We start from the raw sequence: 25409 nt of genomic DNA on the forward strand, positions 1-25409 counted from the left end.
ATCCCATCGCTTTATTAATGAGATTATGAGAAATAAGGGAAGCGAAGCGGAGTAACTATATTACTTTGCAATATACATTTAATAAAATAATGCTATATTTTATCTTTATATTTTTTTAAGCTTATAAGTTAAGTTTATTTTAATATTTATATTCTCTCTTAATCTAGAAAATATATTTTTAAATTAAAAGAAACTTAAATATTATTTTTCTTTATTTTTTTTCAGCTAAATTTTTTTAATTAATTTTTGCTTAAATCTTGCATTTTGTTATAATTCAATTATAATTTTTTATTTAAGTTTATTTTTATAATTGATTAAGCTTTAATCGAAAGCTTAAAAAAATAAAAACTTTCAAATTTGCGTTTTAAAAGCTTTTTTGTTTCATTAATAAAAAAGTATTTGTTTTAATTGTTTTTTGTCATTTAAGCTTATTTATTCTTTGATTAAAGTTTTGATTTTTATTTATTTGATTTTATTTCAAAAGATGAAATTTATTTTTTAGTTTAAGGTTTAAAGAAAAAAAAGATTGAAACTTTTATTATAAGATATAGAAATAAAATTAAGCTTAAGAATTAGATTTTTCCATAGTTTGAAAGAAAAAAAATTAAGCTCAAGTTAATTTTTTTTAAGCTCAAGTTAATTTTTTGCTTATATAAAACTTAATCTTATAAATATCTTAATTTTATTAAAGTATGGTAAAATAGCGTTTTGTGTGTTTAAACTTAAATATTTTTTAATTTAAGGTTTGGTGATTTTTTGGCTTAAGTTTATTTTTTTCCTTAAAATTATAGTTCAATTATAATTTTTTTAATTAATGTTTGCTTAAATCTTGCATTTTGTTATAATTCAATTATAATTTTTTATTTAAGTTTATTTTTATATATAATACTATATAATACTATATAATATAATATAATATAATATAATATAATATAATATAATATAATATAATATAATATAATATAATATAATATTAATTATCTTTGGAATAAAAGGAGAAAAAATGAATGACAAAAGAAAAGTTAGGGAATTTCTGTCTTATGCGGAGAAATATCTGTCTTATGTGTTATTTTTTTGTATAGGTTCTTGTTTCGTTGCTTTAATGCTAAGTGCGGTCATTGATAGTGATTTTTACTCACTTTTTATTATTTTATTTTTAACAACTACGATCAGTCCTCTTATTTGTATCGGGTTGTTTACATTAATAGAAAAATTGATAAAAATAATAAAAAAAGAAAAACAATGAAAATTGCATAAAAAATAAGGTGAGAACAATAATGCTTGATTATGAAAAATTTCAAACAATGAGTAAAGAAGAATATTTTAAAAAATATAATGTCGGAATTAGGTTTTTGTTTGGGTGCGATCTCAATCAAAAAAATGAAACTGAGATGATAAGTCTTAGAGTTTTTTTGCCAAAGAAGCACTTTCAAGAATACAAAAACATTGATATTTTTAAAACAATGGACTTGTTTAAAGAAACGCTATTGTTTAAAGGATTAACAGAACAAAGCATTAAGATTGATTTTGAAAAAAGAGAATTTGTAATGCCTGATTTTTTTATTAAACACGATATAGAAATCATTCCTTATTTTACGCAAGGTGGCGAAAAAGAAGAAGAATTAAGCAAAGAGAAATTTTTTGAACTTTTAAAGCAAAACAAGATTAAAGAATTAAACTATTTATGCTTTTTATTTTTCGGCTCTTTTTGTAAAGAAGAGTATGAGTATTTTTATAATCAGGAGTTACTAAAATGAAAATATTAGATTTATTTAAAGTCAAGGCTTATTATTTTTGTAGTTATAAGGCAAATAAAGAGGATAAAATTATAACAGGCAGTTGTTTAGTAGATTATAGTAGATATTTTTGGAAAAAAACAGATTTTGAAGTTGTTTATCATCTTATTTCTAATCAAATAAAAAAAGATTTAAAAGCTACTGGTATTTATTTCACGCAATTTCATAAATTATAAATCGGAGAATTAAAATGAATTATGGAACATTAACAATTAAGCCAAAAGTTTTTGGGACAATTTATGTTATTTTGGTTTTTAGTTCTATGGATAAATAAATAATTATACAAAGGAGAAACAGTGAAATTAAAAGATTTTGATTTTAGGATTTGGGATGGTAAAAAATATTTAAAACAGAAAATATACAATGATAATATAAACAATAATGAGTATATTGCAGTTACAGGAAATGTTGATGATGAAAACTATGTTCTTACTATAGAACATAGTTGCGAAAGCAATTATTACGGTGGAGACTATGATGAATATTGTAAAGTTAAAGACTTTACATCATGTAATTATGAGATAGAATTATTTACAGGACTTTATGATAAAAATGGAAAAAAGATTTATGAAGGGGATATTATTAAATATGTTTATATATTTAAACATGAGCTTCTGGATAAAGGTATGATTAAAAAATTACCTAAAAAAGTAAGCATAGGTTGTATAGGAATTGATAATTTTCTTGGTTTTAGAATATTGAAAAATAAAGAACTTCAATGCTTTATGAAAGATATTGCAAATATCGAAATCATAGGTAATATACATGAAAATGCGGATTTATTAGAAGTTAAGGAGTAAAAATTTTATAATATAATATAATATAATACTATATAATACTATATAATATAAAACTTAAAGTAAGGAGAAAACAAAATGATTATTTCTATTGCAAATGAAAAAGGTGGAAGTGGAAAAACAACTATTGCAACTAATTTGGCTTTTAAATTGGCTTTTGAAGGTATAGATTTAATGTTAGTTGATGCTGATCCACAAAGAAGTGTTGAAACATTTATTGATTATAGGGTCAATAATGACTTGGAGTTGCCTTTTAGTTCTATGTCAAAAATAGGTAGTTCTTTAAGTCAAGAGGTTATTAAATTAAAAGAAAAATATGATAGTATTATTATTGATACTGGAGGGCGTGATAGTAAAGAAATGCGTCAAGCTTTTGTAGTAAGTGATTTAATTTTAATTCCAACTATTGCGAGTGGTTATGATTTAGCTGTTTTAAATAAAATGCTTGAGATCATTAAAGAAGCAAGTGTTATTAACGATAAATTAAAAGTTTTAATTTTTATTAATAGAGCTTCTCCAAATCCATTTTTGAAAGAAAAAATTAAAAATTTAAAAGAATATTTAAATGAGAAAGATATTCCTGATAATGTTAAAATAGCAGAAACTATAATTTTTGAAAGAGAAAGTTATAGAAATGCAGTTTATGATGGTTTGAGTGTTATAGAATTAAAAGAAAAAAATAAAGCTAAAGAAGAAATAGAAACTTTTTATAGTGAAATTTTAGAATATTGTAAAAATTAATTATAAGGAGATTAAAATGTCAAAAACAAATCCATTTAAAAAAATTGATTTTGTTGAAAAAGAAAAGAAAGAAAAAGATTTAAACGATAAATTAGAAAGAAAATTTATTGAAGAAGCTAGAGGTGAAACTAGTTATGAAGCTAAATTAAAAAAGAGTAAATTAATAATAATGGAATATAATTTATATAAGAGATTAATTAAATATATTTCCGAGAAAGGAAGCAGAGTTGAGTCCCAAAATTATGTTATTAATTTAGCTTTAGATGACTGGCTTACTAAAAAAGGTTTTTGAAAAAAAAGATAAATGTATAAGATTATATGGACTTGTCAAAATTGCTTATTTCAAAATAAACTTAAATCAATAAAAGCAGCTAAACAAACTAATCATATTTTAATAGATTTAAATTGTAATAATGAGATAATTTTGACATGCTATAAATGCAAGGCACAAAGTATTTTTAAAATTGATTTTCAATTAATTTCAATTGAAAAAGAAAATAAAATAGAATTTGAAGATAAAAGAATTAAAAGATTAAAAATTTTTAATAAAAATAGAGCTAGTAAAAATAAAAGAATTGTTTTTAATGCTCTTAATTCATTATTTAAAGAAAAATATTATTCAAATGGAAAAATAGATATTAAAACTTTATGTGATGATACTAATTTGAATTATCTAACTGTGGTTAAATATATAAAAGAATTTGAAAAAGAAAATGAAGAATTAAAAAATAAAAATGATATAGATTTGTGAATATCATAGTAACTTTAGAATGTAGGAAATTATTCTAAAGTTACTATTTCTTATTTTCATAATTAAACTTTTAGTTCTTTTAAAATTCTATAAGCTTCTTTAATAAATTGTCTTTTATTTATATATTGAGTTAATGGAATTTTTTTGTCGCTCATTCCCTCGTAAGTAACTTTTTTTCCTAAAGTAAGTAAAGAGCTTTCCGCTTGGGCTATAGCTCTGTGTAATTTTCCATTCGCAAATACCATCATCTCACCGTTATTCATGTTTGCAACTTCATTATGTTCGAAAGCAGGTTTTTCTTCAAAGTCATAAGAATCTTCTATGCTTCCTTCCCCTTTAGCAAATTCTCTTCTTTTTGTAAATTTTCTTTTCATAACTTTAATCTTATCTACCATTTTTTGATAAAACTCTGTGGTTTCTGGATGAAGAGTTTTCATAATAATATGCACTCCTGTTACATCTATAATTTCTTTTTTTTCATATTCAGCTTTTGCTATAACATCAATTTGTGCTAATGATTGAAATATTGGCATAATTGAAATACCTAGAGAACGAGATTTAGATTCTAGTCTTCCAAAACCTTCTATAGCGTAAGAGCCAAATTCATCACCAAAAAATGCAAATGGAATTTTTGGTTCTTTTGCAAATTTTGCTTTTTGAGCTGCAACGCCTTTAATTAATCCTAAAAACAATCTTCCAAGTTCTTTAGGAGTGGTATCAGAGTCCATAGTTGGTAAAGTTACAAAAATGATTTTGTTTCTTTGAGTTGCTTCCCATAAAGAAATATCAGGATTTGGAGCATTAAAAATTTTTCCATAATCAGAACTTAAATTTGTTAAAACATTTCTCCATGCTCCAACACAAACGCTTACATCATAAACTCCTTGTCCCGAGTTTTGTGGATTAATTTTTTTATACATTTCATCTATCCAGTTTTTATCGTTTTTATCACCATTTAAAAAATCATTAATATCAACTTCAATTGTTGTTGAAACATATTTCACATAATCCATTAAACCTATATTGTTTTTTGCTAAATCTTTATATTCTATAGCGTATTTTAGTAAGCTAGCTAAACTCATCATATTTGTTAAAGCTGAAAAATCAAAAATAAAATCTTTTTCATTATCTCTTTTATAAACCATAAGTTTTAAAACATTTTTCATAAATTCTTTTTGTTTTTCTTTCCATTCATTCTCTTCGCCAATTAGTAAAGCTATTAAAATTTCGTATATAGCTAAAGCTCCTCCACTTAATAACGGATTAATAGTATGAGTATTATCCATGTCTAATAAATTTAAATGAACAAAATCATCTTCTCTACCCAAACTTGCTACAAGTCCATAAATTTCTTTTGCAAATTCAACCGTTCCTTTTCCATCTATTATAAAACATCCGCCACCTAGTTTCACATATTGTTCTATAAGCCCTTTCATCAAAACCGATTTTCCTGCACCAATAGTAGCCATAACCAAAAAGTGTCTTTTCATTGTTTCGGCATTAATTAATAAAGGACGAATTTTATTATTTTTCTTTTTTCCGCTTTTAACAGCATCGCCATAAAATTTTTTTACTTCAGTTCCTAAAGAAATAAGATAATCTTTATTTTTTTCATTTGGTATAATAGCTTCTTTTTCATCTTTTTCTTCTTCGCACATTGATAAATTTACTGCAATAAAAGCTGTTAAAATGGAAACGATAATAACAAAAACAAGAATATTAGAATTATTTTTATAAAAAGACATAATTATTAAAAATATTATATTTAAATAAACTAAGCTATTTAAAAATAAAATAAAATCATTATTTTTTCTCAAATATTCCAATATATTCATTCTTTGTGGTTTTATATGCTGAACTCGAGCGTCAATATATTCCATTTTTACCTCATTTCATTTTGTTTTTTAAATTCAAATATTTTTCTATTTATTTCTAATAAATCATTACTTAAAATTTTATTGTTTTTTTCAATTATATTAATCTGAGTTATTATTGTGTTTTTGTTTGTTTCGATACTTTTTTGTAATATTTTTAATACTTCTTCTTGTTTTGATAATCTTGTGATAATATAATTTTTATAATCATTATAAGAAGAATTAATTTGTGATGAACAAACACAAGCGTTAAGTGTTTGACTTAGAATATATAAAATAATAAAAAATCTAATAATCATTTTTTAACCTTTGTATATTGTCTTATCGCTGTCATTTTCTAAAGCATAGCTTTCATCGAAAATTTTATCATTTGTAGGATTATCATTATGCTCTCCTTTTAAATATTCCTTAATTCTATTTTTATGTTCTAAATACTTATAATAAATTACAGCACCTTTTCTTTTGATACAATTTAAATGAACTAGATCAACAGCTCCTAAAAATTCAATTTCTTTTTCATTTTTAGCTAAAATATCTAAATTTGCTACTCCTATATTAAATCTTGAAGTATAATTTTCCCATAAATCTAATAGAAAGAATTCCAAACAATTATTATTTTCTTTTAATTTATTTTCATAATTAATATTAATTTCTTGTTGTTTAATAAAATTTTGTGCTTTTTTGAAAATAATATTATGAATTTTATAATTCTCAATTTCATTTAAATTTTCAATTTTTGTTAATTCCATATTTTTATAATTTATAAAAAATTCAGGAACTATATAACCGTTTTTCATTAGTTTTTTTGAATTTTCATTGACTGATACTTCAATTCTATCTCTTTTTATTATTCTTCTATTTTTATAAAATTCATCAATCATTTTAGAGTTAACCTCATCAAAATATCTCTGCTGGTTTGCTATAATATCAAGTCCTTTAACTTTAATTCTTTTTTTAATATATTTAAGCATTAAAATTAAAAATGGTATTAAAATTAAATAGTATAAACTTTTTTCAGGTTTTGAATCATCAGCAATAAAAAATGTAAAACATATAAATGAAACCAAACCAATTACATAAGAAAAATTTTCATAGATAAATTGATTTAAAATATCTGTTTTTGACTTTTTATAAAATATAAAAGCTAATATAATAAAAAAAATAGATACTATCATTTCTTATCTTCCTGTTCGTTTTCTTTTTTAATATCATCAGGATTTGTTGTAAAAATTTTCATTTCATTTTCTGGAATATCAAATTTCATGTGGAAAATTCCTTTTGAATACCAAAAGCACATTTCATGTTCTTCTGTATTTGTTAATGCTATTTCTACATTTTTTGGAATATCAAAATTTTCTTTAGCTTCATTAATTGCTTCTAATTTTTTCAAAGGAGATAGCATAAAAATTCTTGTATCTAAATTTTTTAATATTCTTTTTGGAATATGATCAGCATCTTGAACGATAAAACATAAATGAACGCCGTATTTTCTAGATTCAAACGCTATCTTTTCAAACATAGTTGTAAAATAATTTACTCTAAAATAATTTCTAGCTTCTTCTATAGCATAAAAAATTTTAGGAAAGTCTAATCCTTGGTTTTTTCTTGATAGTGCATACTCTCTATCTTTTAAATAAGTTTTTTGGAATATAGATAAAAATATTGGAGTGAATAAAGAACTTTCTTTAAAATTATTTAAATCCATGGATAAAAAATCAACATCACTAATATCAATTTTATCAAAATCAGAAAAAATTTCTAATTTATCTATACCATCTAATTTTCTAGCTAAATTTAAATAATCTTGTCTCTCATTTTCTTTAATTTGTTGATTTTGTCCTTCTTTATTTGCAAATTTAATTACATCTATTAGTAAAGGAGTTTTTAGAAAATTAAATTCTTTTTCTTTAATATCTTGCAAAAAAGTAGATTCCAAATAATTTAAATTAATTAATTTTTCATAAACTTCTTTATTTTTATCCTTTAAGTCTCTAACTCTATATCTTTGATATTGTTTTGTATGATATATTTTTCTTATAATTGATTTAAAATTTCCACTTTCATTGCTTGTTAATGGTTCTGAATTTTGCGTTTCTAGAATAATAGAAACCAAATCTGTATTAAATGTTAAATCAGCTTCGAATAATTCTTTATTTTCAAAATCGATAAAGCCAACTAGATTGTAAGAAAAGTCATAAAAATTTGAAGCGATATGTGCTATATTATTATCAGGATTTAGCTTTATTAATCTAATTAATTTTTCATCAGAAAAGCCTATATCATAACTTCTAATTCTTACATTAACTCCATTTTTTCCCAAATTGGAACATTTTCCATTTTCAAAATTTAAACCTATCATTTGAGAGATAATTTTTTGTTTAGCCACAGATTTTCCTGCACCTGATTTAGCAATAATACAAGAGTGCGGGTTGAAGTTTTCTTCTTGAAAAGCAAAATTAACAAAAGCTCCATTTTTATCAATTCCGTAAATATCAGGCGTATTAGTTTGTTTTTTGTGAGTAGAAGCTATAAAATTATGCAAAAAGCTATCTTTAACAATAAAATCAAATTCACTATCTCTAAATTTTAAAGGTGTTTTTTGAAGATGAGAACTTTTATACGATTCTTTGGAAATAAATGAAGTTTTTAAATAACTTCCTAAAGAGCCTATAATTTCACTATCATACTTTTTTAAATAAGCTATTGCGTTAACAACAACTAAATTATATTCTTTGTTTTCATAAGATTTTTTTAATTCTACAAAAGGTTTTTTATCTCCTAGCAATTTAGAATAATTGATTAATTTATCAATATGTTTTTCAATTTGCAAAGTTGAAATATCAAAATAAAACCAAATAGATCCTTCAAAATTTAATTTAAATATTTTTTCTATACTAGCTTGATTTATGTCTAAGTGTCTAAAACCTTGAAAAATTTCAATATCATTATAATTTTTTCTTATAGCTTGTTTTGCTAATCTTTTAAAAATCATAAATTCAGGTTCGCTTAACTCCGTGTTTTTTTGTATAGTTAATGCTGTTTTAAGTTTTTTATCTTCTTCATAAAAATTATTTTGCAAATATTGATTATAAATAATATTGCATAATTCAACTCCACTTAATAAATTAACGCCAAAATATGAAGCTAGAATTTTTATTAAAGTTTTGTTGTATGATAGAATATATTGTTTTTGAAATTTTTCTTGTTTTTGCAAAACATAATAAAAAAAAGCATCGTTATTTTCTTTCAAATTTGAAATTAAAGAATCAATTTCATTGGAATTTATATAATTTGGTAAAGTTGAATAAGAAGAGATTTCAATTCCGAAAAGTTCGGAATAAGGAGTATTGCATAAAATAGAATTTTCTTTAATAGAGTCAATTAACAATAAAGAATTACTGTGATATTCGTTAAATAAAGTATATAATGGTGTTGCTAATTTATCAAAAAAGCAAGAGCTTATATTTGTATTTGGATCTTTCTTTTTAAATCCAAAATAAGTTCCAGCTAATGCTAATCCACTTAAAGCTAATAATGTAATATTCATGAAATTTCCTTATTAATAAATATTATCTTAAATATAATTTTTTATTATATTTAAGATAATATTTAGCCAAAATCTTTAAGATAATGACTTAAAAATCTTTTATAATAATCATAGTTTTTTCCCAATTTATTCCCTTTGTTATAGCATTCAATGGTATTTTTTACATTTTTAAATTTGTTTTTGCATTGATACAAAATATCAACGGCTTTAGAGATATTGTAATCAAGATTAAAAATATAGTCTAATTCCTGTAAGGTAAAATTTTGAGAATTAATTTGCATTAAGCCAACATCTATTTTATAACCTTTTTGTATAAAGAATATGGCTATTTTTTTTAAAGTATTAATATCAGAATTAATTTGGATTAAATATTTATTTTTATAATTAAGATTTTTAATTTTAATATTTTTTCCTATGATATTAACTTTTTTATCACTTACAAATGCTATAACATTTGTATTAAAATTACTTTCAATCTTTGCTATAGTATAAAGTATTTTTTTATCAATATTATATTTTAAAGCATTATATTTTAAAGCGTTTGCTATTTCTTTTGAATTAATATTGCAAAAAGATAAACTAAAAGTTAAAAACATTAAAATTATTATTTTCATTTTTTTATCTTTTTAATTTGATTTACAATATTTTTATTTTCATTTTTGTTTTCATAATATTCTTTAACCTTAGGATTTTTAAATTCCATTGCTTTATTAAGATTTCTATCAGAATAAAAGGTTATAATTGCTTCATCAGAGGGGGATAGTGGCGGGATGAGACCCTCCCCTTTGATTTTATCTGTTGCAATTCTAAAACGCACTCCATTATTATTTTGCCACTCATATACTTTTCCACCTCTACCATCATCAAAAGGCTCTTTGAATACTTTTAAATATTCTCTTATAGAATTACCTAAATTTAAAAGTTCATCTAGGGTAATTTCTCCTTCACTTCCCTTTTCTAAATGAAATTTAATGTGTTTTGCACCTTTGCCTTTATCTCTTTTTATATTATGAAAACCCTTAATATAATGAATTATATAATCTATAACAGCATTTTCTATGAGTTCTAAATCTGTATTTATAAGAGTTGAATTTTTATTATTAAAACTTACATTATAAATACCTCTTATTTCTTGCTTAAGTTTTTGAGTCCTATTTTTAAGTTGTTCTAGCTTTTTTTTCACAATATATCCTAAAAAAGTTGAGCAAAAATATTAAATTTAAAACATATAAACAATAAAAGTCCAAAAGATAACATAGACATTAAAAACGATAAATTGACTATTATAGAATTTTGTTTAACATTAGAATAAACTGGTTTTGTTTTGCCTCCCAACTCTCTTCTTAATTCTTCAATTATTTCGTGTTGTTTTTTAGCAAAATCTTCTTGTAATAAAGATTTTAGAAAATTTGTATAATTATTACCAGAATTTTCTTCACTTTGTTCGATTACTTCTTCGATGATCTCGCTAGTTTCATTAATGTGATTAATCATTTCATTATTTAAAGTATTCATCGTTTTCGTTGAATTGCTTTTTAATATTGATAAATGCTGTGCATTAACCACTGTATCTTCTCTTAATTCCTTAACTTCTTTTTGTAAAGTTAAAACTAGATGAACTAGTTTGTCGCTTAATTCTTTATTTTTTAAAGTCATTTCATCATTCATTTTATCTCCTTTAAATATTTGAAGAATTTGATTTTATAAGTGGATAAATTTTTAAACTTTCTATTCTTAAACCATAAGGATTAATATCATTAGATTTACTTAAATCAAAACTTCCTTCACTAACAATTTTAAATATTCCTTGTTGTTGAGTATAAGCTCCTTGGCTTATAATCCAACTTTGTGCAATAACTTTAATAGATAATTCAATCTTATATTTGTTTCCATTGTATTCATATTTATCCAAAGAATAATCTTTTATTGAAATATATTCTGGAAGTTTATCTTCTGCAACCGCTGAAATAAGCCATTGTGTATAAGCGATTAAATCGCCTAAAGCTTTTTTATTAACTTTTATATTTTTTGCATCATCTGCTTTTGAATCAATATAATAATAAAAAATATTTCTAAGGGTAGGAACGCCTTTTAAAACTTCACCATAATTTTTAAAACTATTTTTTTCAAAATTATTAGTAAGTTGAGATTTTGAAACAATGAAGTTATTTACATAGACTGAAATTGCATATTGTTTTAAATATTCTGCTCTTAAAGGCTCTTTCGTAACCTTTAAGGCTCTCCCATCACTAGTTGTTAGAACTACTTTTCCATTATTATCTTCGACAACTTTTTCAAGTTTTTCCATTCTTGAGCTTATATTTGAAACTTCATAAGCGACTATAAGTAACGATAAACCTATAAATAAACCTACATACTTCCAATTTTTTCCAAAAAATTGTTCGCATTTAAAATTAAGATTTTCTTCTTTTCTTATTTCTTTTTTTGAATGATTATTTTTTTCTTTATTGTTTTCCATTGTCATTTTACTCTTCTTTATTTGAATTATCCGAATTTGCATCTTGAATGATTTTATCAATTTCAGCTTTTGCACCTTGTTCATCAAATTTTTGTGCTAAAATTACTTCTTTGTCTGCTAAAAGCTTTGCGATTTCATATTTTTTTTGCCATTTTTCTTCAATTTGAGATATAGTTTCAATTTCAATTGCTTGTTGCTTTCTAATTTTGGCAATCATTTCTGGTCTTAAATCTCTTCTGATACCATTAACATATTCTTGAGTAGGAATAGCTATCTTTTCATATTTTCTAGCTGATAAAGCTTGTCCTATTTCAATATTTTTTGCAAGGTCGAATTGTTTTTTGTTTTGTTGAACTAGATTTTTAGCTAAATCTTCATTGTTTTCATTGTCTTTTCCATTTTGAATTTTACTTCTAACGAGAGAACTTATATCACTTGGACTAGTATCTTTTAATATTTTTTTATAATTTTTAACGCTTTCACTAATTCCTTTTTTATATTCTTCTAAATTTGCAGGAGCTTGCAAATCTTCAATTTTAATTTCAGATGGATCAGTTTTAGCACCATTACTTTTTGCATAATCCATAAATAAATTTACTACTTCTTGATTTCCTTGTTTTAAATATTCTAAAACTTGATTTTCTGGAGAATTTTTATTTGTTATTGAATTTATATCCCATGTTCGTAAATAAGTTTTCATATCTTGTCCATTAGGTAGTTTAGACAAAAATTGTTTAGTTTCATCATCAGCATTTAAACTCGCATACTCTGCAAAATCACTAACTTGTTTTGAAGCATAATCAGAAAATTTTTTAACTTTTGCATTACAAAAAGCATTAGCTCCACTTAAACCAATTTGTTTTCCGCCTTCTCCGCCTATTAAAGAACAAGAGTCTATTTTTAACTTATCAATTGCACTAGCAATTTTACAAATATCAAAATCTGTATCAAAATCAATTTTTGTATCAAAACAAGTTTCAGAGAGAGATAAAGAATTTGAAAAAATATTATCAAATTTTTTATCAAGTTTCCCAAGAACATTATCAACTACATCATCTAATGAAACGGCATTAAGATTTATTATTGCTAATAAGCTAAAAACTAAAAAATATTTTTTCATTTTATCTCCTTTATTTTTTATTTTTTTCTAAATAGTCAAGTATTAAATAGCGAATAACTTTTTCTTTATCTGTAGTATTGTATTTTTCTACCATTTCTGTATTATTCATAGCCATTACATTTTTTTGTATTTGTTCAAAAGCTGTAAAATTATCTTTTAATTCAAAATAAGCCCAACCAATTAAAACAATAAAAAAAACACTTAAAACAAAAAATATTTTTAATAATAATTTAATTGTTTTCATTTCATATCGCTTTATTTACAAATTTGAAATTCTTCACAAAAATTTTGTTTTTCTGTATTTGTAAAAAATAAAACTTGATAAGATGTTCCTTCGTCAGAAAAAACAACATTAGCTTTTTTCAAAATATCTAAATTTCTTGAGTTTTTTTCAACTGATAAAGTTTTTTTATTTGCAAGTTGTGATACTTTTTGTGGCATTTTATTTATATTAGAATCTCTATAAGATAATTGAACACTATTTTTTTCATTTATATTTAATTCTAAATTTTGATTAATATTAGGTTTTATTTGCGGAATAGAAGCGTATTTAGCAAAAAGTTCATCTATATTAATTTCTTTTTCAATTTTTGAAGGTAAAACTCTAAGTTTCACTAAACCATTATCATCAATTTCTTGCCAAACTTGCGGATAGGTAAGATTTTGATTTTTTATAAGATATTTTCCGATTTCATAAGCTTTCAGTTCGTTTTGATAATTTTTCAACATATCCTTAGCCGCTAAAAATGCTTCTTTAACTCCTTGCTCATAACCACTGCTAAAACCATTTTCATAGCCTCTTTGATAGAAAAAATCTTCTGTGCTAGTATTTTGAGCATAAAGGCTATTTGAAATTCCAAATAAAATAAATAGACAAATTTTTAATTTATGATTTGATTTCATTTTACATATTCTCCTTTTTTATTTACTTTTAAATCAATCCATATTTTTGTTTTTGGAACAATTTGATACAAATAAGGTAAGTCTTCTTTTGCTATGTCAGCAAAAGCTTTAACAGCACTTGCAGTTACATTAACAGCTCCTTTAATTAAATAGTCCAAAGGATCTGGTTTTTCAGTATTTGTATTTTGAATAGCTTGCGGATAAACATTTCCTTGCCCATCAGAAATATTTACATAACTGATGTTTTGTTTTTTCTTGCTTTCTTCTAAAGCTCTTAAATATTCATTAGTTGAATTTTTAACTTCATCACTTCCAAGACTTAAAGCTCCATATCCAACTTTTGCTAACATTCTATCATTAACAAAAGTAGCTATATTGTATGAAGTCTTTTTTTCATTTGTTACAATAGAGCTTTTTACTTCAAATCTTACTCCGTTTTTTTCTATATATTTTGGATCAACTACCAAAGAAGCTTTTTCATTCAAATTGATTAAATTTCCAAACATTACTATTGAGCCAACATTTGTTTGACAATCAAGACGAAGGCTTGCTGGTTGTTTTCCAACATTAATTTCATCTTTTATAAAGCAATAGCCTTTAACAACGGCTAATTCTTCAGGGTTAGTTATATTGGTATCTTTAACTAGATTTTCTTCTTTAATATTTGCGACTAAAATGTTTTCTCCAGTTTTGCCAATAATTTCTACGCCTCTTGGATTTTGAGCTTGAAAATAACGATTCCAATTTAATATAGTTTCACTATAATATTTTTTATTGCTATTTTTATTAATATTTATAGGGTCTAAAGATTTTTCTGTAATAACTTTTCTTCCTTCGCTTGCACTTTGTATAATGCTTTGTGATTCTTTTGAAGCAAAAAGACTTAATGGCAATAAAAACAATAAAATATAATTTTTTTTAATCATTAAAATACCTCATGCCTGTTTTATAAATATTTTGTTCATTTTCCTTTTTTTCTTTATAATTAAAAAAATCCTTTAATGCTAAATTAAAGTCTTCTAAAATTTGCGGATCAATTTTTACTTCTTTGTTTGATGTTTCACTTGGTAAAAAGTATTTTTTATCATTTGGAATATCATTTGTTTGAACCTTTGAACTGCAAGCTATAAAAGAATAAGCACAAAATAAATTACATATTACAACAATTATTTTTTTCATTTTTAGCCTTTTTATTTTTAATAGTAATATCTTTTATAGAAAAATAAATATTTTCACCTACAATTTTTACAAATTTTTCACCTGAATTTGTTGTAATATTTTTTTCAATTTCATATTCTTTTCCACTTTTAACAAACCCTTTTTCTATATAATTTTTACTATCTTTTTCACTGCCTCCTAAGCTATAATAAGACATAGCTTTGGTATTATTAAGAGTAAAAATTTCGTATGATTTTTTAGGAATGCTTTTTGGCTTATTAGAACTTTTAATTTGTTTAATAGGAATTTTTTCAATAATTTTCGTTTCAATAATAACACCTGATGCTTTAGCTTCATCAAGTAATTTTTCATAAAATCTTTTATAAAGATAAGGATAAGTAATAATTTCTTTTATATTTTTTTGAATTTTAAAATCTTTTGCATTAAGTTTAAATTTTGAAATTAAAGATTTAATTTTTTCTCTAGCATCTATTTCTCTTTCAAATTCTCCAAAAGTAATAAATTCTTTTGTTAAATGACTTTCATATCCTTCTCGTGATGAAATTACTTGTAAAAATAGTGCTTCATTTAATGGAATGTTTTCAATATTATAAACAATTAAATAAGGTTTATTGATTTCAATTTTCTTATAAGAAAAACCATCAATTTGAGCTTGAAATTTTAAAGCTTCTAAACCAGCTTCAAAGCCATCTTTAAAATTTTTATCATTTGGTTCATAAAAAGCGTAAGAAGTTGAAGATAAAATTAAAAAGCTAAAAGCTAAAAAAGATTTTTTTATATTTGATATTTTCATTATAAAGTCCTTTTAATATTTGTTTGATTTAATAATAAAGTTTTATCGTAACTTAGTATTGAGTTAAAATTTTGTTTTTTAGCAATTTCTAAAAAATCAAATCCGAGATTATGTTCATTAATTACATCATAAATAGCATCTATTTCTTTTTGCAACTTTTGAACTTTTCTTATAGCATTGTTTAATTCTAAAGCTAAATTTGTTAAAACCATTGCAGTTGCAATTTCATTATTCATTTTTATCTCCTAAAAATCTTAGATTATAGCTATAATCCAAATTTTCATCTCTAAAGCGAATGAAGTTATTATTAATATCTTCAATTAAATACCAGTCTAAAAATTTATCTCCAATTTGATATTCTTTTAGATCATATTTAAAAGTTTTGTCTAATAAGGTAATATCTTTTTGAATTTCTTTTAAATAAACAACCATATCTTTAGGTTTTTGAGTTTTGCTAATTTTTTTAATAGCTTCTTCTTGTTTCATTGCTTCAAAAGAAATATCTGAGATGTCAGGAATTTCTTCTTCTTTTTTAGAAACATTTTTATTTGTAATATTTAAATCTTTTTTGTCTTCAAGGACAAAAGGGTTATTTAGTTTGGGTGGGTTTTGATTTTGAATTTCTTTAGCAGGTTCTTTAAATTCATAAGTTGAATTTTTTTCTACATTTTGTGCTTGAGTAGGTGTTTCAATGCTTTTAGCTTCAAATTCATTGGTTTTTTTATTTGGATTAGTAACTATTAAAAAAATAAATAATAAAACGAAAAATATACCAATAATAGTTATTATTGATTTTGTTTTATTTTTTTCATAGTAATTTTTAATATTATCTATGTTAATTTTTTTCATTTTTATTTCCTTTCAAATTTCAATCTTCATTTAATGTAAAATGGAATTGATTATTTCTAATAATTCCATGTTCTTTTATTTCTTCAAATATTGTTTTGTTTTTATAAAATTTAAAATTTTCTAAAATTCCTTTATTTTTTTCTTCTAAATTTTGAACATGATTGCAAATTACTAGAATGCAAGCTTTTAATTGTTCATATTCTTCATTTGTTTTTTTTATTTTTAACTCCATAATTTCATTTTTCATTTTTAACTCCATAATTTCATTTTCTAAAAAATTTAATCTTTCATTTTGCATATATATATTCCTTGTCTATTTATATATAGTGTTATTATCTACTCTATATTTTTTTCCTTGAATAAATATATTTCCATATTTTTCATCTTCTACAATCCGATAAGAAATATCATTAATTTGTATATAGGAATATTTTCTTTTTGGAAGAGAATTATATTCTTTAATATAAGCCTGAATAACCTCTAAATCATCTAATTTTTCTAAATTGGAATAAGAATAAATAAGATTTAATTTATCCATTTCTTCATTTTTTTCATAAAAAGTTGCTAAAATATTTAAAATGTGATTAACATCTTTTAATTTATAAAGAATAGTTAAATTAGCTATTTTAAAATCTGCATTAGGGCGAATTAAAATTGCATTATTTTCATATTTTAAAACTGCCATAGGAGAGCTAGAATCTACATGGCTAACTATACTACCTTGTGGCAATAAAAGAGTAAAAGTAAAATAAGGGTGTAAACTAATACTATCCATGCTCGATAAAGGTCTAATTACAGGTTTATAGTTTATTTCTTTTTGTGAAAATCTATCAAAAGCTTCTTTAATTTCTTGATCTTTTTTCTGTATAGAATCAATTTCTTTAGGATTTAAATTTAAATAAAATTCATTCGCTTTTAAATCATCATATCCATCGGACTTATTTTGAGTTTGTAACTCGTTTGGAGTAGGTGCAATAAAATTTTTTGGTTCTAGTTCATCCTTAGAAAATGCAAAACTTTGCAAAAGCAATGTAAAAAAACATATTTTTTTAAAATTTGTCATTAAATATCCTTGATTTGATTTTTCATTATCATAAAATGAGAAATTATTTTATTTTCTTTATTATAAATTGAAAAAATTCTGTATTTAAAATCAATGTAAATAAGCAAAAAAATGCTAAATAAAATAAAATATTTAAAAGTATAAGGCATTAAAAAAAAGTCATTAATATAAAAAGATATTAAAATTCCAATTATAAATAAAAAAATAATTAATACTTTTCTTAGTAAATTTTCTAAAAAATTAATTGATAAAAGTAAAATAAAAGATAGTATATAGGCAATAATATTTCTGGTATTAAAATAAAAATCATATTGATTAAAAACAAAATAAAAAATAATAAATATAGGTGCATATTTTAAAATTAAAAAAAGATAAAAATTAAAAGGTTTAAAGGCAAATTGATTATTTAGTTCTAAATTTTTATATATAAAATCACTAAAATTAATTTTACATTTTAGTGATTTGTTAAAACTCCAAAAGAAGTAAGGAAATTTTGTAGTTCTAATATTTAAAAGCTTTTCCATTATTCTAATCCTTCTTTTGAAATTTGGTTAGATTGTAAAGAAATATTTTGTTTTAATAAAAACAATATTTCTTTATTTTTAAGATTTTTTTCGCGAGTTAAAGCAATTTTTTCATCAAGCTCTTTATTATTTTTTTCAATAGATGTTAAGAGATCTTGATATTTTTCTTTCACTATTTTTAACTCATTATTTACTTTATCAAAAGCAGTTTTTAAATCATTTTTTGTTTGCTCTTTACCATTTTGAACATTTTGATTGCAAGGGACATAATAGCATTTAGCAAAAGAATTTGTAGTAAGCAATACAATTGATATAAAAATTGCTTTTTTTACCATTTAACGCTTCTCCAAAAATCATATATTTTGTTAGCTAGTTCGTTAAAATCTCCATATAATGCACGAGAAATTAGCATTACTATAACCGCGTATACAAAAAATCCAGCTATTGCACAACCAGCTAAAATTACAAATAATTTAAAAGTTGATTGATCCTGTTCTGCTTTTTTGGATTGAAATTTATATCCCAAAGCTACACCAACTATCATAGCAACGAGAGGCAAAACCACAGAAAAACCCCAAGACATAATAGCACCTAAAATAGTTTTTCCACCTTCACTTGCACTTCCAATAGCTTCAGCAGCTTCTGCAAATTCATCAGCTGCATTTAAATGAATAGCAAAGAAAAGTGCCATTAAAAACATAATCTGTTTAGTATTTTTAGTATTAAAATTTTTTAAATACTTCATTTGAAATCCTTTATTTTTCAATTGTTTTTAAATATTATCCGCAATTTTACAAAAAAACAAAATTTGAAAAATAAAAGATTTCTGAAACTAGAACAAAATTTCCCACTTTAAGAAAACTTTTATTTTTTTTATTTATTTTTTTAATACAATCACAAGAAAATAATAAATAAGGATAAATTCAATGATTGAAATTAATGCAAAAGAGCCAGAAATTTTAGATAAAGAAACAATTTTAAAAGGGAAAAAAATTGCAAATGGTTTAATATCTAGATTCAAAGAATATAAAAGTAAAGCAGATAATGCAACTTATATTTTAAAGCAAAATAGAATAGATATTAATGATAATGACGCTTATGTTGAAAAAGGCTTTTTTGCATTTTTAGCAGATTTGTTGCAAATTAAAAAAATGAATTTAGATTCTGATAATTTAATTTCGGAACTTTGGAAGAATGAAAAATTATCAAGAGAAAGTTTAGCCAATCACTTAAAAGAAGAATTAAATAAATATTCTAATTTAGAAAAAGAAGTTTTAAAAGAAAAGGGTTTAGAAAATGTTAATTTTGAAAAAATAGCTAAGAATTTAGAAAATGAAAAAATTATAAATTTAACTTCTCAAATTTTAGAGAATAAAATAAAAGATTTTAAAAAAGAAAATCCAAATATAGAAAATATTGCTAATATTGAAAATGATTCAAAAATAAAAGAAATTAAACCTAATGATGTTATAAAAGCTTTCAATTCTTCAAATGAAAAAGAATTAACAAAAGAAAAAATTAATATAGCAAAAAATATTATTACTAAAAGATAAAGTATGAAAAAAATAATTTTATTTTTTTTATTTTTGTTTATTTCTAATTCTTATGCTGGAGTTTGGAGTTCTATGTCTAAAAGTGGATTTAATGAAGCCTATACAGAACTTAATGATTTTGTAAAAAATCAAAATTCTTATATTGAAAAATTTTGGAATGAAGAAATTAAACCAATTATAGATAAAATTGCAAAAAATGAAAAAGAAAAAGAAAAGAAATTAAAAATTTTAAGAGAATTAGAGAAAAATAACTTAATAACCGATAAAAAAATTGAATTCTTATTAAATCAAAAAAAAGAATTATTAAGCAATGAAGCAAATATTATTTCAAAATAATAAATTATATTATTATTGTAATATAATTTTATAATTAAAGTATAATTTTTTAATTATAGAAAATAATGTGTATAGATTTGCAAAAATAAGGAACATAATGAAGCAAATATTATTTCAAAATAATAAATTATATATTCAATTTTATATTTTTTTAATAAAATTATATTACAATAATAATATAATTTTTAGTTTTAAAGGTTAAAAATTGATGAAAGATTTAAATGTTTTAGCAACGAAAGATCATTATTATATTGATAAAAAAACAGATATGGAAACTTCACGGCATAGTGTTGTTGCTCAAAAATTTACAAATAGAGAGCAATTTGTTAAATTTTTTGCAGAAAATTTATTCGTTTTAAATAATTTAAGTGGCAATGAAATGAAATTTTTTATTAATTGTTTAAGTTTTATGAATTATCAAAATACTATAATTATTAATAGTGATTTTAGAAAAGATCTTTCTAAATTATTAGATATTAGTCTTCCAGCAATTTCAAATCATTTAAAAACTTTGATAGAGAAAGAAATACTAATACATTTAAATCCAAAGGATTTAAATGAGTCCGAAAAACAATATTTTAAATTAACAGATAGACAAACTAAAATGTATCTTATCAATCCTAAAGTAGTTGGAAAAGGAAGTTTTAGAGATTTAAAAGAAATGCGTCAAATTTTAATTAGAAGATTTAATTTTGATGATTTAAGATTTGAACAAGAAATTATTGATGAAAGAGAATATAATACAAATTTCGATAAAACAAAAAAATATCAAGTCGCGGATATTATTAAAAGTAAAAATGATAATAGCGAGAATACTACTATTATTATAGATGAAAAGAAAGAAGCTATAGATAATAACAATAATGAAAATAATGCTATTTTATCTTTATCTGCTGAGCTTAAAACAACTTTAAATGAGATAAAAAAAGATTATATTAGACAAATTCAAGGAATTGAAAAAATCGTTAATAAAGTTCAAGATCAGCTTATTGAAAATAATCAAATAGAAGAATATAAAGATTTAAAAACTATATATAATGGATTGTCAAATGTTAAATAACAATAACCTTCTTATCGGGGGGGGGGGGGGGAGTTTTATGCCCCCAATTAATAAAAGTAATTTTTGTAATTATTGGTTCATTTTTGAAGATTCCTTTTACACTTTGTCGAAACAAGCTTTATTTGACGAAGCAAAAAATAATTTGCCTGAAGAATTAAAGAAAATTTTTAATAATTTAAGAATTATTGAATTTCCTAATAAAAATGATATTCTAAATTTATTAAGAGAAAATAGCAATGAAAACATTATTGTTTTAACCAACCAAGAACCTTTTAAAGAATATGAAAATTTATTTATTACTAAAAAAATAAAAAACAAATTTGGTTTATTAAGTTCTCAGCACAAAGAAATGAATTTCAGCGAAGAAAAAATTTTAGAAATGGAACTTGGATTAAGCGTTATAAAATCTCCATTCACTCTCAAAGATATTGGTGGTGCGAAAGCTTTAAAAGAATATACAGATTTGTTAATTAAAGCTGAGAAGAATGGTTTTAAAGCAAAGGGCGTATTTTTAGTTGGAATTCCGGGCACAGGTAAAACATTTTTTCCAAAATGCTTTGCAGGAGAGTTGGGTAGAAAACTAATATTATTAAATCTTTCTCAAATTATGGAAAGCAATGAGCCTATTCAAAAGTTAAATAATATTTTTGAATTTTTGCATAAAAAACAAATTGATTCTAAAGATGAAAAATATGTAATTTTAATTGATGAAATAGAAAAAATGATTGGAAGCTCAAGTGTTAAAGAAAAGCAAATGTTAGGAAGATTGCTAACGATTTTAAATGATATTAATACGCCTGCTTGTGAATATAGTTTTAATGCTATATTTTTTGCAACAGCAAATGATTTAAATTCCATTCTAAAAAATAATCCTGAATTTTTAAGACGGGGAAGATGGGATGAATTATTTTTTATCAATTTGCCGACTCACGAAAATGCTGAAGAAATGTTTAAAATATATATCAAGAAGTTCAACTTAAAATTTGTATTAGAAGAAATAATGAATCTTGATTCTATTTTTGCAGAAATTGAAGCTATTTATCAAAAAGAAAATCCAATTTCTAATAGGTTTCCTTATACTCCTGCAGAAATTGAAAATTTTTGCAAAAGATTAGATTTTTGTAAAAAAGCAAAAGGAGATGAGTTTAACAAAAAAGATATTATAGAATGTATTCAACTAATAATTCCACTTGTGAAATCAGCAAAAGAAGGAATTGAAAAAATGGTTGCACAGTCGGAATTGTTTATAGAAATTTAAATTATTTGAAAGGAGTGGTTGGTCTATGTTTATAAAAGATTATTTTAATATTTATGAAAAATTCTCTAAATCATCTAATTTGTTAAGAAAATTTTCCATAATTAGTCAAAAACAAGCAATTTGTAAATATTTAAAACTCAATAAAAATTTCGTAATTAATAATATTAATTATTGTTTTTTTGAAAGTGAAGAAAATTATTTAATTAGCGTATTTACAAATGACAATTTAAACTATATTCATATTAATAGCAGGAAGACAAAAGAATATCCAAGAAGTTTTGAAAATCAGGAGAACTTTGAAGTGTTTTTATCTATTTTCGCAACCATAAGTGTTTTATTAAATTTAAATTATCAAATTAATAATTTAAATGATTCTAGATTATTGCTGAAACAAAAAGAAAAAATTGAAGATATAGCTTATTGTATTTATTATGATGAAAAATTTAATTTAAATCTTTCCAACTATATTAATGACAAATTAAGCTATATAAAAAATATTTATTACTTTGGCGAAGATTTTTTATTTTGCTTATTCAAAAATTTTTATTTAAAGAATATATTGAAAGAAGATCTTTTCAAAATTCTAAACATTGATGAAGAAGATTTTAAAAAATTATATTCCCATTTTAAATTAAAAATTAAAAAAAATATTAGTGATGAAAATGCTTTAAATCGATTAAAAGGTGAACTATGAATTTTCAACCAAGAATTATTAGAGATCAAAATGATGAAGAATGTTATATCATGAGTTTAAGTGATTTTTGCAAAAAAATTGGAATTTCAAATAAAACTTTTAGAATTAACAAAGAGAAATCTTATAAAAATATTGATTTTTATAAAGAAAAGGGTGAAAAAAAGACTCTAGTAAAAATCAAAGTAAAAGATTTGATTATCAAAAACGTTTATGTCGGAGGCTGAAAGCTTTAAAAAAATATTATATAATGTTTTGTAAAAAGGAGAAAAAATGCTTAATCTAAATATTAGTAAAGTAAATTTTGATGAATTAGACATAAAAAATATTACAAAAAGGGGAATTTTAGATACTTTAAAAAAATTCTGGAATGGAAATTTTGATGAGTATTTAGAATATTTGCAAAGTATAGGAATTAATTATTATGAAAAAATTGACAATATTTATAAATTAAAGCAAACTCTAAATAATGATATTGAAAAATTAAAAGAGAATGTTAAAGATGGAAAGAATGTAGGAAAATTTAATTATCAGGCTATAAGTCAATTTAAAAATTTACAAGAAGTTAGAGATAGTGAATATTATAAACTTAATATAGATCTTAGAGAAGTAAATGATAAAAACACAATAACAAAAATTAAAGATGTTTTTTTGAGTGTTGATAGTTGTTCTTTAGTTGATTTTAAAGAAATAAATGAAGAAAGAATATCTTTAATTTATCATAAAAAAGGAGCTTTAATATTTTTTGATAATTATATTATAGCAAATACAAGAGCTGAAAATATGAGCTTAATAGAAAATTATCAAGTTCCAAAAGATAATAATTTTATCGTTTCAAAGTTTTTGTTATTTTTAGCTACAAAATTAAAAACTGAAAATATTAATGAAAGTTTTTGTTATTCTTATAATAACGGAAAGCAGAGAATTAATAATATTAAAAGTATAGAAGAAATTATAGTTTGGGGAAGATTAAAACCTGAAGAAAAAAAACTTGAAAAAGATAAATTAAAACAACAAGATGAGAATAAAGAAATTGCTAAAGAACAAGCAAAAGTTGAAATTAAGCAAGAAATAAATAAAAATAGAGATTCTTTAGAAAAAGATTCTGTAGAAAGAATATTACAAAATTCTACTTCTAATGTAAAACTTTATAATATATCTTCTCTTTCAGAAAGTGATAAAAATCAAAAAGTTGAAAATGAAATAAAAAATGAGAAAGAAGAAATAGAAAATATTATTAAAAATAGTTTTGAAGTTTATCATTTAAAAGAACTTGAAAAAACAAAAGAAAGACTAAAAAGAGCAGAAAAAGAATCTTATGAAGCCTATAAAGATTTAAAAGATTATTTATATAACGGAACTTCCATTTTAGAAGCAATTAGAAATATTCAGCAAAAATATAGAAATGAAGATACTATTAATTTTGCAAGTTTGCTTTTTAGTAAAGATATTTTAAATTTGAAAAACAAAGAAAATGAAATAAATACATTAAAAGATGAAATTGAAAAAAGTATTAATTATGAAAATGAGCTAATGGATGAAATAACTAAACGAGAAGAAACTATCTCAAAGCTTAAAGGAACTCTTCAAAGTAAAATTAATGAAATTACAGCAATGAGAGATGATTTTGAAAAAGAAATAGCAGAAATAAAATTAGTAGAAGAAAAATTAAAAGAAGTAGAAAAAATTTCAGAAGAGCAAGAAATTACAATTAAAGAGCTAGATAATGAAAATGATATTTTATCCAATGAAAATAAAAAATCAAAAGAAGAATTAATAAGATTAAAAAGCGAAAATGAATATTTAAATAAACAAATTGAAGAAAATAAAAATAGAAATTTAAACAATGAAAATCTGACAAAAGATTATTATAAACTACAAATTGATTTAGAAAAAGAAAAAATTCAAAATCAATATCTTTTACAATCTATAGCAGATTATAAAGAATCAGAAAAAGAATATAAAAGCAAAATTGAAGATTTAACTTCTAAATTAATAGCCAATAATGATAAAACTTCTGATCAAGAGAAAAAAGTAGAGTATACTCCAAGAAGTAAAGATATTTTAGGAAAGATTTAAATAATGATGAAAAAAT

The 25409-nt window shown here is 22.6% G+C and carries 34 protein-coding genes; 14 read left to right on the forward strand and 20 right to left on the reverse strand.

Features of this window, described 5'->3' with window-relative positions; genetic code table 11:
- The first annotated feature begins 1003 nt into the window (after positions 1-1003).
- The 7 genes from AJ887_RS02680 to AJ887_RS02710 all read left to right on the forward strand — a co-directional run bounded on the left by AJ887_RS02680 (position 1004) and on the right by AJ887_RS02710 (position 4085).
- Positions 1004-1246: a hypothetical protein gene (locus AJ887_RS02680; protein WP_070273886.1), complete on the forward strand. Its 243-nt coding sequence runs from the start codon at positions 1004-1006 to the stop codon at positions 1244-1246.
- Positions 1247-1277: 31 nt separating this feature from the next.
- Positions 1278-1757 (forward strand): hypothetical protein, encoded by a 480-nt coding sequence (locus tag AJ887_RS02685; RefSeq protein ID WP_070273887.1) that lies wholly within the window; start codon positions 1278-1280, stop codon positions 1755-1757.
- Positions 1754-1972, forward strand: a complete 219-nt coding sequence (locus AJ887_RS02690; protein ID WP_070273888.1) for a hypothetical protein — start codon at positions 1754-1756, stop codon at positions 1970-1972. Before AJ887_RS02685 ends, AJ887_RS02690 begins: the two co-directional genes overlap by 4 nt.
- Before the next feature lie 120 nt (positions 1973-2092).
- On the forward strand, positions 2093-2596 hold the full coding sequence (locus AJ887_RS02695; protein ID WP_070273889.1) for a YopX family protein: 504 nt from the start codon (positions 2093-2095) through the stop codon (positions 2594-2596).
- A 75-nt stretch (positions 2597-2671) separates the two neighbouring features.
- Positions 2672-3334 carry an AAA family ATPase gene (locus tag AJ887_RS02700; protein ID WP_070273890.1) on the forward strand — a complete coding sequence of 221 codons (663 nt, stop codon included), beginning with the start codon at positions 2672-2674 and terminating at the stop codon, positions 3332-3334.
- 16 nt (positions 3335-3350) lie between these two features.
- A complete protein-coding gene (locus AJ887_RS02705) occupies positions 3351-3626 on the forward strand; it encodes a hypothetical protein (protein ID WP_070273891.1) in 276 nt (91 codons plus the stop codon).
- Between the two features lie 132 nt (positions 3627-3758).
- Positions 3759-4085 carry a hypothetical protein gene (locus tag AJ887_RS02710; RefSeq protein WP_126221500.1) on the forward strand — a complete coding sequence of 109 codons (327 nt, stop codon included), beginning with the start codon at positions 3759-3761 and terminating at the stop codon, positions 4083-4085.
- Between the two features lie 62 nt (positions 4086-4147).
- Here AJ887_RS02710 and AJ887_RS02715 read toward each other — a convergent pair whose 3' ends face one another.
- The 20 genes from AJ887_RS02715 to AJ887_RS02815 form a co-directional block, all read right to left on the reverse strand.
- Positions 4148-5965: a type IV secretory system conjugative DNA transfer family protein gene (locus tag AJ887_RS02715; RefSeq protein ID WP_070273893.1), complete on the reverse strand. Its 1818-nt coding sequence runs from the start codon at positions 5963-5965 to the stop codon at positions 4148-4150.
- A 2-nt stretch (positions 5966-5967) separates the two neighbouring features.
- Entirely contained in the window at positions 5968-6258 is a 291-nt protein-coding gene (locus tag AJ887_RS02720; RefSeq protein ID WP_070273894.1) for a hypothetical protein, read from the reverse strand.
- A gap of 3 nt (positions 6259-6261) precedes the next feature.
- Positions 6262-7134: a hypothetical protein gene (locus tag AJ887_RS02725; RefSeq protein ID WP_070273895.1), complete on the reverse strand. Its 873-nt coding sequence runs from the start codon at positions 7132-7134 to the stop codon at positions 6262-6264.
- The gene (locus tag AJ887_RS02730; RefSeq protein WP_070273896.1) at positions 7131-9506 is read right to left on the reverse strand and encodes an ATP-binding protein; all 2376 of its coding nucleotides are present in this window, start codon (positions 9504-9506) and stop codon (positions 7131-7133) included. Before AJ887_RS02730 ends, AJ887_RS02725 begins: the two co-directional genes overlap by 4 nt.
- Before the next feature lie 62 nt (positions 9507-9568).
- Positions 9569-10120 carry a transglycosylase SLT domain-containing protein gene (locus AJ887_RS02735; RefSeq protein WP_070273897.1) on the reverse strand — a complete coding sequence of 184 codons (552 nt, stop codon included), beginning with the start codon at positions 10118-10120 and terminating at the stop codon, positions 9569-9571.
- Positions 10117-10689: a hypothetical protein gene (locus AJ887_RS02740; protein ID WP_079861687.1), complete on the reverse strand. Its 573-nt coding sequence runs from the start codon at positions 10687-10689 to the stop codon at positions 10117-10119. Before AJ887_RS02740 ends, AJ887_RS02735 begins: the two co-directional genes overlap by 4 nt.
- A gap of 8 nt (positions 10690-10697) precedes the next feature.
- Positions 10698-11174, reverse strand: a complete 477-nt coding sequence (locus AJ887_RS02745; RefSeq protein ID WP_070273898.1) for a hypothetical protein — start codon at positions 11172-11174, stop codon at positions 10698-10700.
- Between the two features lie 10 nt (positions 11175-11184).
- Complete coding sequence (locus AJ887_RS02750) at positions 11185-11991, reverse strand: hypothetical protein (RefSeq protein WP_126231988.1); 807 nt, start codon at positions 11989-11991, stop codon at positions 11185-11187.
- Position 11992: 1 nt separating this feature from the next.
- Positions 11993-13105, reverse strand: a complete 1113-nt coding sequence (locus AJ887_RS02755; RefSeq protein ID WP_070273900.1) for a hypothetical protein — start codon at positions 13103-13105, stop codon at positions 11993-11995.
- Between the two features lie 10 nt (positions 13106-13115).
- A complete protein-coding gene (locus tag AJ887_RS02760; RefSeq protein ID WP_070273901.1) occupies positions 13116-13349 on the reverse strand; it encodes a hypothetical protein in 234 nt (77 codons plus the stop codon).
- Positions 13350-13360: 11 nt separating this feature from the next.
- Positions 13361-14008: a hypothetical protein gene (locus tag AJ887_RS02765; RefSeq protein WP_070273902.1), complete on the reverse strand. Its 648-nt coding sequence runs from the start codon at positions 14006-14008 to the stop codon at positions 13361-13363.
- A complete protein-coding gene (locus tag AJ887_RS02770) occupies positions 14005-14934 on the reverse strand; it encodes a hypothetical protein (protein WP_070273903.1) in 930 nt (309 codons plus the stop codon). Before AJ887_RS02770 ends, AJ887_RS02765 begins: the two co-directional genes overlap by 4 nt.
- A complete protein-coding gene (locus AJ887_RS02775) occupies positions 14927-15187 on the reverse strand; it encodes a hypothetical protein (protein ID WP_070273904.1) in 261 nt (86 codons plus the stop codon). Before AJ887_RS02775 ends, AJ887_RS02770 begins: the two co-directional genes overlap by 8 nt.
- A complete protein-coding gene (locus AJ887_RS02780; protein WP_070273905.1) occupies positions 15159-15980 on the reverse strand; it encodes a hypothetical protein in 822 nt (273 codons plus the stop codon). Before AJ887_RS02780 ends, AJ887_RS02775 begins: the two co-directional genes overlap by 29 nt.
- On the reverse strand, positions 15980-16216 hold the full coding sequence (locus AJ887_RS02785; protein ID WP_070273906.1) for a hypothetical protein: 237 nt from the start codon (positions 16214-16216) through the stop codon (positions 15980-15982). Before AJ887_RS02785 ends, AJ887_RS02780 begins: the two co-directional genes overlap by 1 nt.
- Entirely contained in the window at positions 16209-16829 is a 621-nt protein-coding gene (locus AJ887_RS02790) for a hypothetical protein (protein ID WP_070273907.1), read from the reverse strand. Before AJ887_RS02790 ends, AJ887_RS02785 begins: the two co-directional genes overlap by 8 nt.
- 19 nt (positions 16830-16848) lie before the next feature.
- Positions 16849-17127: a hypothetical protein gene (locus AJ887_RS02795; protein ID WP_070273908.1), complete on the reverse strand. Its 279-nt coding sequence runs from the start codon at positions 17125-17127 to the stop codon at positions 16849-16851.
- A 15-nt stretch (positions 17128-17142) separates the two neighbouring features.
- Positions 17143-17892, reverse strand: a complete 750-nt coding sequence (locus tag AJ887_RS02800) for a hypothetical protein (protein WP_070273909.1) — start codon at positions 17890-17892, stop codon at positions 17143-17145.
- Between the two features lie 523 nt (positions 17893-18415).
- Positions 18416-18751 (reverse strand): hypothetical protein, encoded by a 336-nt coding sequence (locus tag AJ887_RS02810; protein WP_070273911.1) that lies wholly within the window; start codon positions 18749-18751, stop codon positions 18416-18418.
- Positions 18745-19161 carry a hypothetical protein gene (locus tag AJ887_RS02815; RefSeq protein ID WP_070273912.1) on the reverse strand — a complete coding sequence of 139 codons (417 nt, stop codon included), beginning with the start codon at positions 19159-19161 and terminating at the stop codon, positions 18745-18747. The genes AJ887_RS02810 and AJ887_RS02815 overlap by 7 nt, the downstream gene beginning before the upstream one ends.
- A gap of 181 nt (positions 19162-19342) precedes the next feature.
- Here AJ887_RS02815 and AJ887_RS02820 point away from each other — a divergent pair, with 181 nt between their 5' ends.
- From AJ887_RS02820 to AJ887_RS02850, 7 genes are all read left to right on the forward strand, one after another.
- The gene (locus AJ887_RS02820; RefSeq protein WP_070273913.1) at positions 19343-19969 is read left to right on the forward strand and encodes a hypothetical protein; all 627 of its coding nucleotides are present in this window, start codon (positions 19343-19345) and stop codon (positions 19967-19969) included.
- 3 nt (positions 19970-19972) lie between these two features.
- Positions 19973-20305: a hypothetical protein gene (locus tag AJ887_RS02825; protein WP_070273914.1), complete on the forward strand. Its 333-nt coding sequence runs from the start codon at positions 19973-19975 to the stop codon at positions 20303-20305.
- Between the two features lie 208 nt (positions 20306-20513).
- Complete coding sequence (locus AJ887_RS02830) at positions 20514-21365, forward strand: hypothetical protein (RefSeq protein ID WP_070273915.1); 852 nt, start codon at positions 20514-20516, stop codon at positions 21363-21365.
- Positions 21366-21468: 103 nt separating this feature from the next.
- Entirely contained in the window at positions 21469-22623 is a 1155-nt protein-coding gene (locus AJ887_RS02835) for an AAA family ATPase (RefSeq protein ID WP_166739187.1), read from the forward strand.
- A 25-nt stretch (positions 22624-22648) separates the two neighbouring features.
- Positions 22649-23317 (forward strand): hypothetical protein, encoded by a 669-nt coding sequence (locus AJ887_RS02840; RefSeq protein ID WP_070273917.1) that lies wholly within the window; start codon positions 22649-22651, stop codon positions 23315-23317.
- A complete protein-coding gene (locus AJ887_RS02845; protein WP_070273918.1) occupies positions 23314-23541 on the forward strand; it encodes a hypothetical protein in 228 nt (75 codons plus the stop codon). Before AJ887_RS02840 ends, AJ887_RS02845 begins: the two co-directional genes overlap by 4 nt.
- A 46-nt stretch (positions 23542-23587) precedes the next feature.
- On the forward strand, positions 23588-25393 hold the full coding sequence (locus tag AJ887_RS02850; RefSeq protein ID WP_070273919.1) for a hypothetical protein: 1806 nt from the start codon (positions 23588-23590) through the stop codon (positions 25391-25393).
- Positions 25394-25409: the final 16 nt, after the last annotated feature.

The organism is Campylobacter sp. BCW_6466 (assembly GCF_001762835.1).
Taxonomy (GTDB): domain Bacteria; phylum Campylobacterota; class Campylobacteria; order Campylobacterales; family Campylobacteraceae; genus Campylobacter_D; species Campylobacter_D jejuni.

Bases quoted from the DNA above. Each gene is read 5' to 3' on its own strand.
- AJ887_RS02680 (WP_070273886.1), top strand. From the start codon at position 1,004: ATGAATGACAAAAGAAAAGTTAGGGAATTTCTGTCTTATGCGGAGAAA.
- AJ887_RS02685 (WP_070273887.1), top strand. From the start codon at position 1,278: ATGCTTGATTATGAAAAATTTCAAACAATGAGTAAAGAAGAATATTTT.
- AJ887_RS02690 (WP_070273888.1), top strand. From the start codon at position 1,754: ATGAAAATATTAGATTTATTTAAAGTCAAGGCTTATTATTTTTGTAGT.
- AJ887_RS02700 (WP_070273890.1), top strand. From the start codon at position 2,672: ATGATTATTTCTATTGCAAATGAAAAAGGTGGAAGTGGAAAAACAACT.
- AJ887_RS02705 (WP_070273891.1), top strand. From the start codon at position 3,351: ATGTCAAAAACAAATCCATTTAAAAAAATTGATTTTGTTGAAAAAGAA.
- AJ887_RS02715 (WP_070273893.1), bottom strand. From the start codon at position 5,965: ATGGAATATATTGACGCTCGAGTTCAGCATATAAAACCACAAAGAATG.
- AJ887_RS02720 (WP_070273894.1), bottom strand. From the start codon at position 6,258: ATGATTATTAGATTTTTTATTATTTTATATATTCTAAGTCAAACACTT.
- AJ887_RS02725 (WP_070273895.1), bottom strand. From the start codon at position 7,134: ATGATAGTATCTATTTTTTTTATTATATTAGCTTTTATATTTTATAAA.
- AJ887_RS02730 (WP_070273896.1), bottom strand. From the start codon at position 9,506: ATGAATATTACATTATTAGCTTTAAGTGGATTAGCATTAGCTGGAACT.
- AJ887_RS02735 (WP_070273897.1), bottom strand. From the start codon at position 10,120: ATGAAAATAATAATTTTAATGTTTTTAACTTTTAGTTTATCTTTTTGC.
- AJ887_RS02745 (WP_070273898.1), bottom strand. From the start codon at position 11,174: ATGAATGATGAAATGACTTTAAAAAATAAAGAATTAAGCGACAAACTA.
- AJ887_RS02750 (WP_126231988.1), bottom strand. From the start codon at position 11,991: ATGACAATGGAAAACAATAAAGAAAAAAATAATCATTCAAAAAAAGAA.
- AJ887_RS02755 (WP_070273900.1), bottom strand. From the start codon at position 13,105: ATGAAAAAATATTTTTTAGTTTTTAGCTTATTAGCAATAATAAATCTT.
- AJ887_RS02760 (WP_070273901.1), bottom strand. From the start codon at position 13,349: ATGAAAACAATTAAATTATTATTAAAAATATTTTTTGTTTTAAGTGTT.
- AJ887_RS02765 (WP_070273902.1), bottom strand. From the start codon at position 14,008: ATGAAATCAAATCATAAATTAAAAATTTGTCTATTTATTTTATTTGGA.
- AJ887_RS02770 (WP_070273903.1), bottom strand. From the start codon at position 14,934: ATGATTAAAAAAAATTATATTTTATTGTTTTTATTGCCATTAAGTCTT.
- AJ887_RS02775 (WP_070273904.1), bottom strand. From the start codon at position 15,187: ATGAAAAAAATAATTGTTGTAATATGTAATTTATTTTGTGCTTATTCT.
- AJ887_RS02780 (WP_070273905.1), bottom strand. From the start codon at position 15,980: ATGAAAATATCAAATATAAAAAAATCTTTTTTAGCTTTTAGCTTTTTA.
- AJ887_RS02785 (WP_070273906.1), bottom strand. From the start codon at position 16,216: ATGAATAATGAAATTGCAACTGCAATGGTTTTAACAAATTTAGCTTTA.
- AJ887_RS02790 (WP_070273907.1), bottom strand. From the start codon at position 16,829: ATGAAAAAAATTAACATAGATAATATTAAAAATTACTATGAAAAAAAT.
- AJ887_RS02795 (WP_070273908.1), bottom strand. From the start codon at position 17,127: ATGCAAAATGAAAGATTAAATTTTTTAGAAAATGAAATTATGGAGTTA.
- AJ887_RS02800 (WP_070273909.1), bottom strand. From the start codon at position 17,892: ATGACAAATTTTAAAAAAATATGTTTTTTTACATTGCTTTTGCAAAGT.
- AJ887_RS02810 (WP_070273911.1), bottom strand. From the start codon at position 18,751: ATGGTAAAAAAAGCAATTTTTATATCAATTGTATTGCTTACTACAAAT.
- AJ887_RS02815 (WP_070273912.1), bottom strand. From the start codon at position 19,161: ATGAAGTATTTAAAAAATTTTAATACTAAAAATACTAAACAGATTATG.
- AJ887_RS02820 (WP_070273913.1), top strand. From the start codon at position 19,343: ATGATTGAAATTAATGCAAAAGAGCCAGAAATTTTAGATAAAGAAACA.
- AJ887_RS02825 (WP_070273914.1), top strand. From the start codon at position 19,973: ATGAAAAAAATAATTTTATTTTTTTTATTTTTGTTTATTTCTAATTCT.
- AJ887_RS02830 (WP_070273915.1), top strand. From the start codon at position 20,514: ATGAAAGATTTAAATGTTTTAGCAACGAAAGATCATTATTATATTGAT.
- AJ887_RS02840 (WP_070273917.1), top strand. From the start codon at position 22,649: ATGTTTATAAAAGATTATTTTAATATTTATGAAAAATTCTCTAAATCA.
- AJ887_RS02845 (WP_070273918.1), top strand. From the start codon at position 23,314: ATGAATTTTCAACCAAGAATTATTAGAGATCAAAATGATGAAGAATGT.
- AJ887_RS02850 (WP_070273919.1), top strand. From the start codon at position 23,588: ATGCTTAATCTAAATATTAGTAAAGTAAATTTTGATGAATTAGACATA.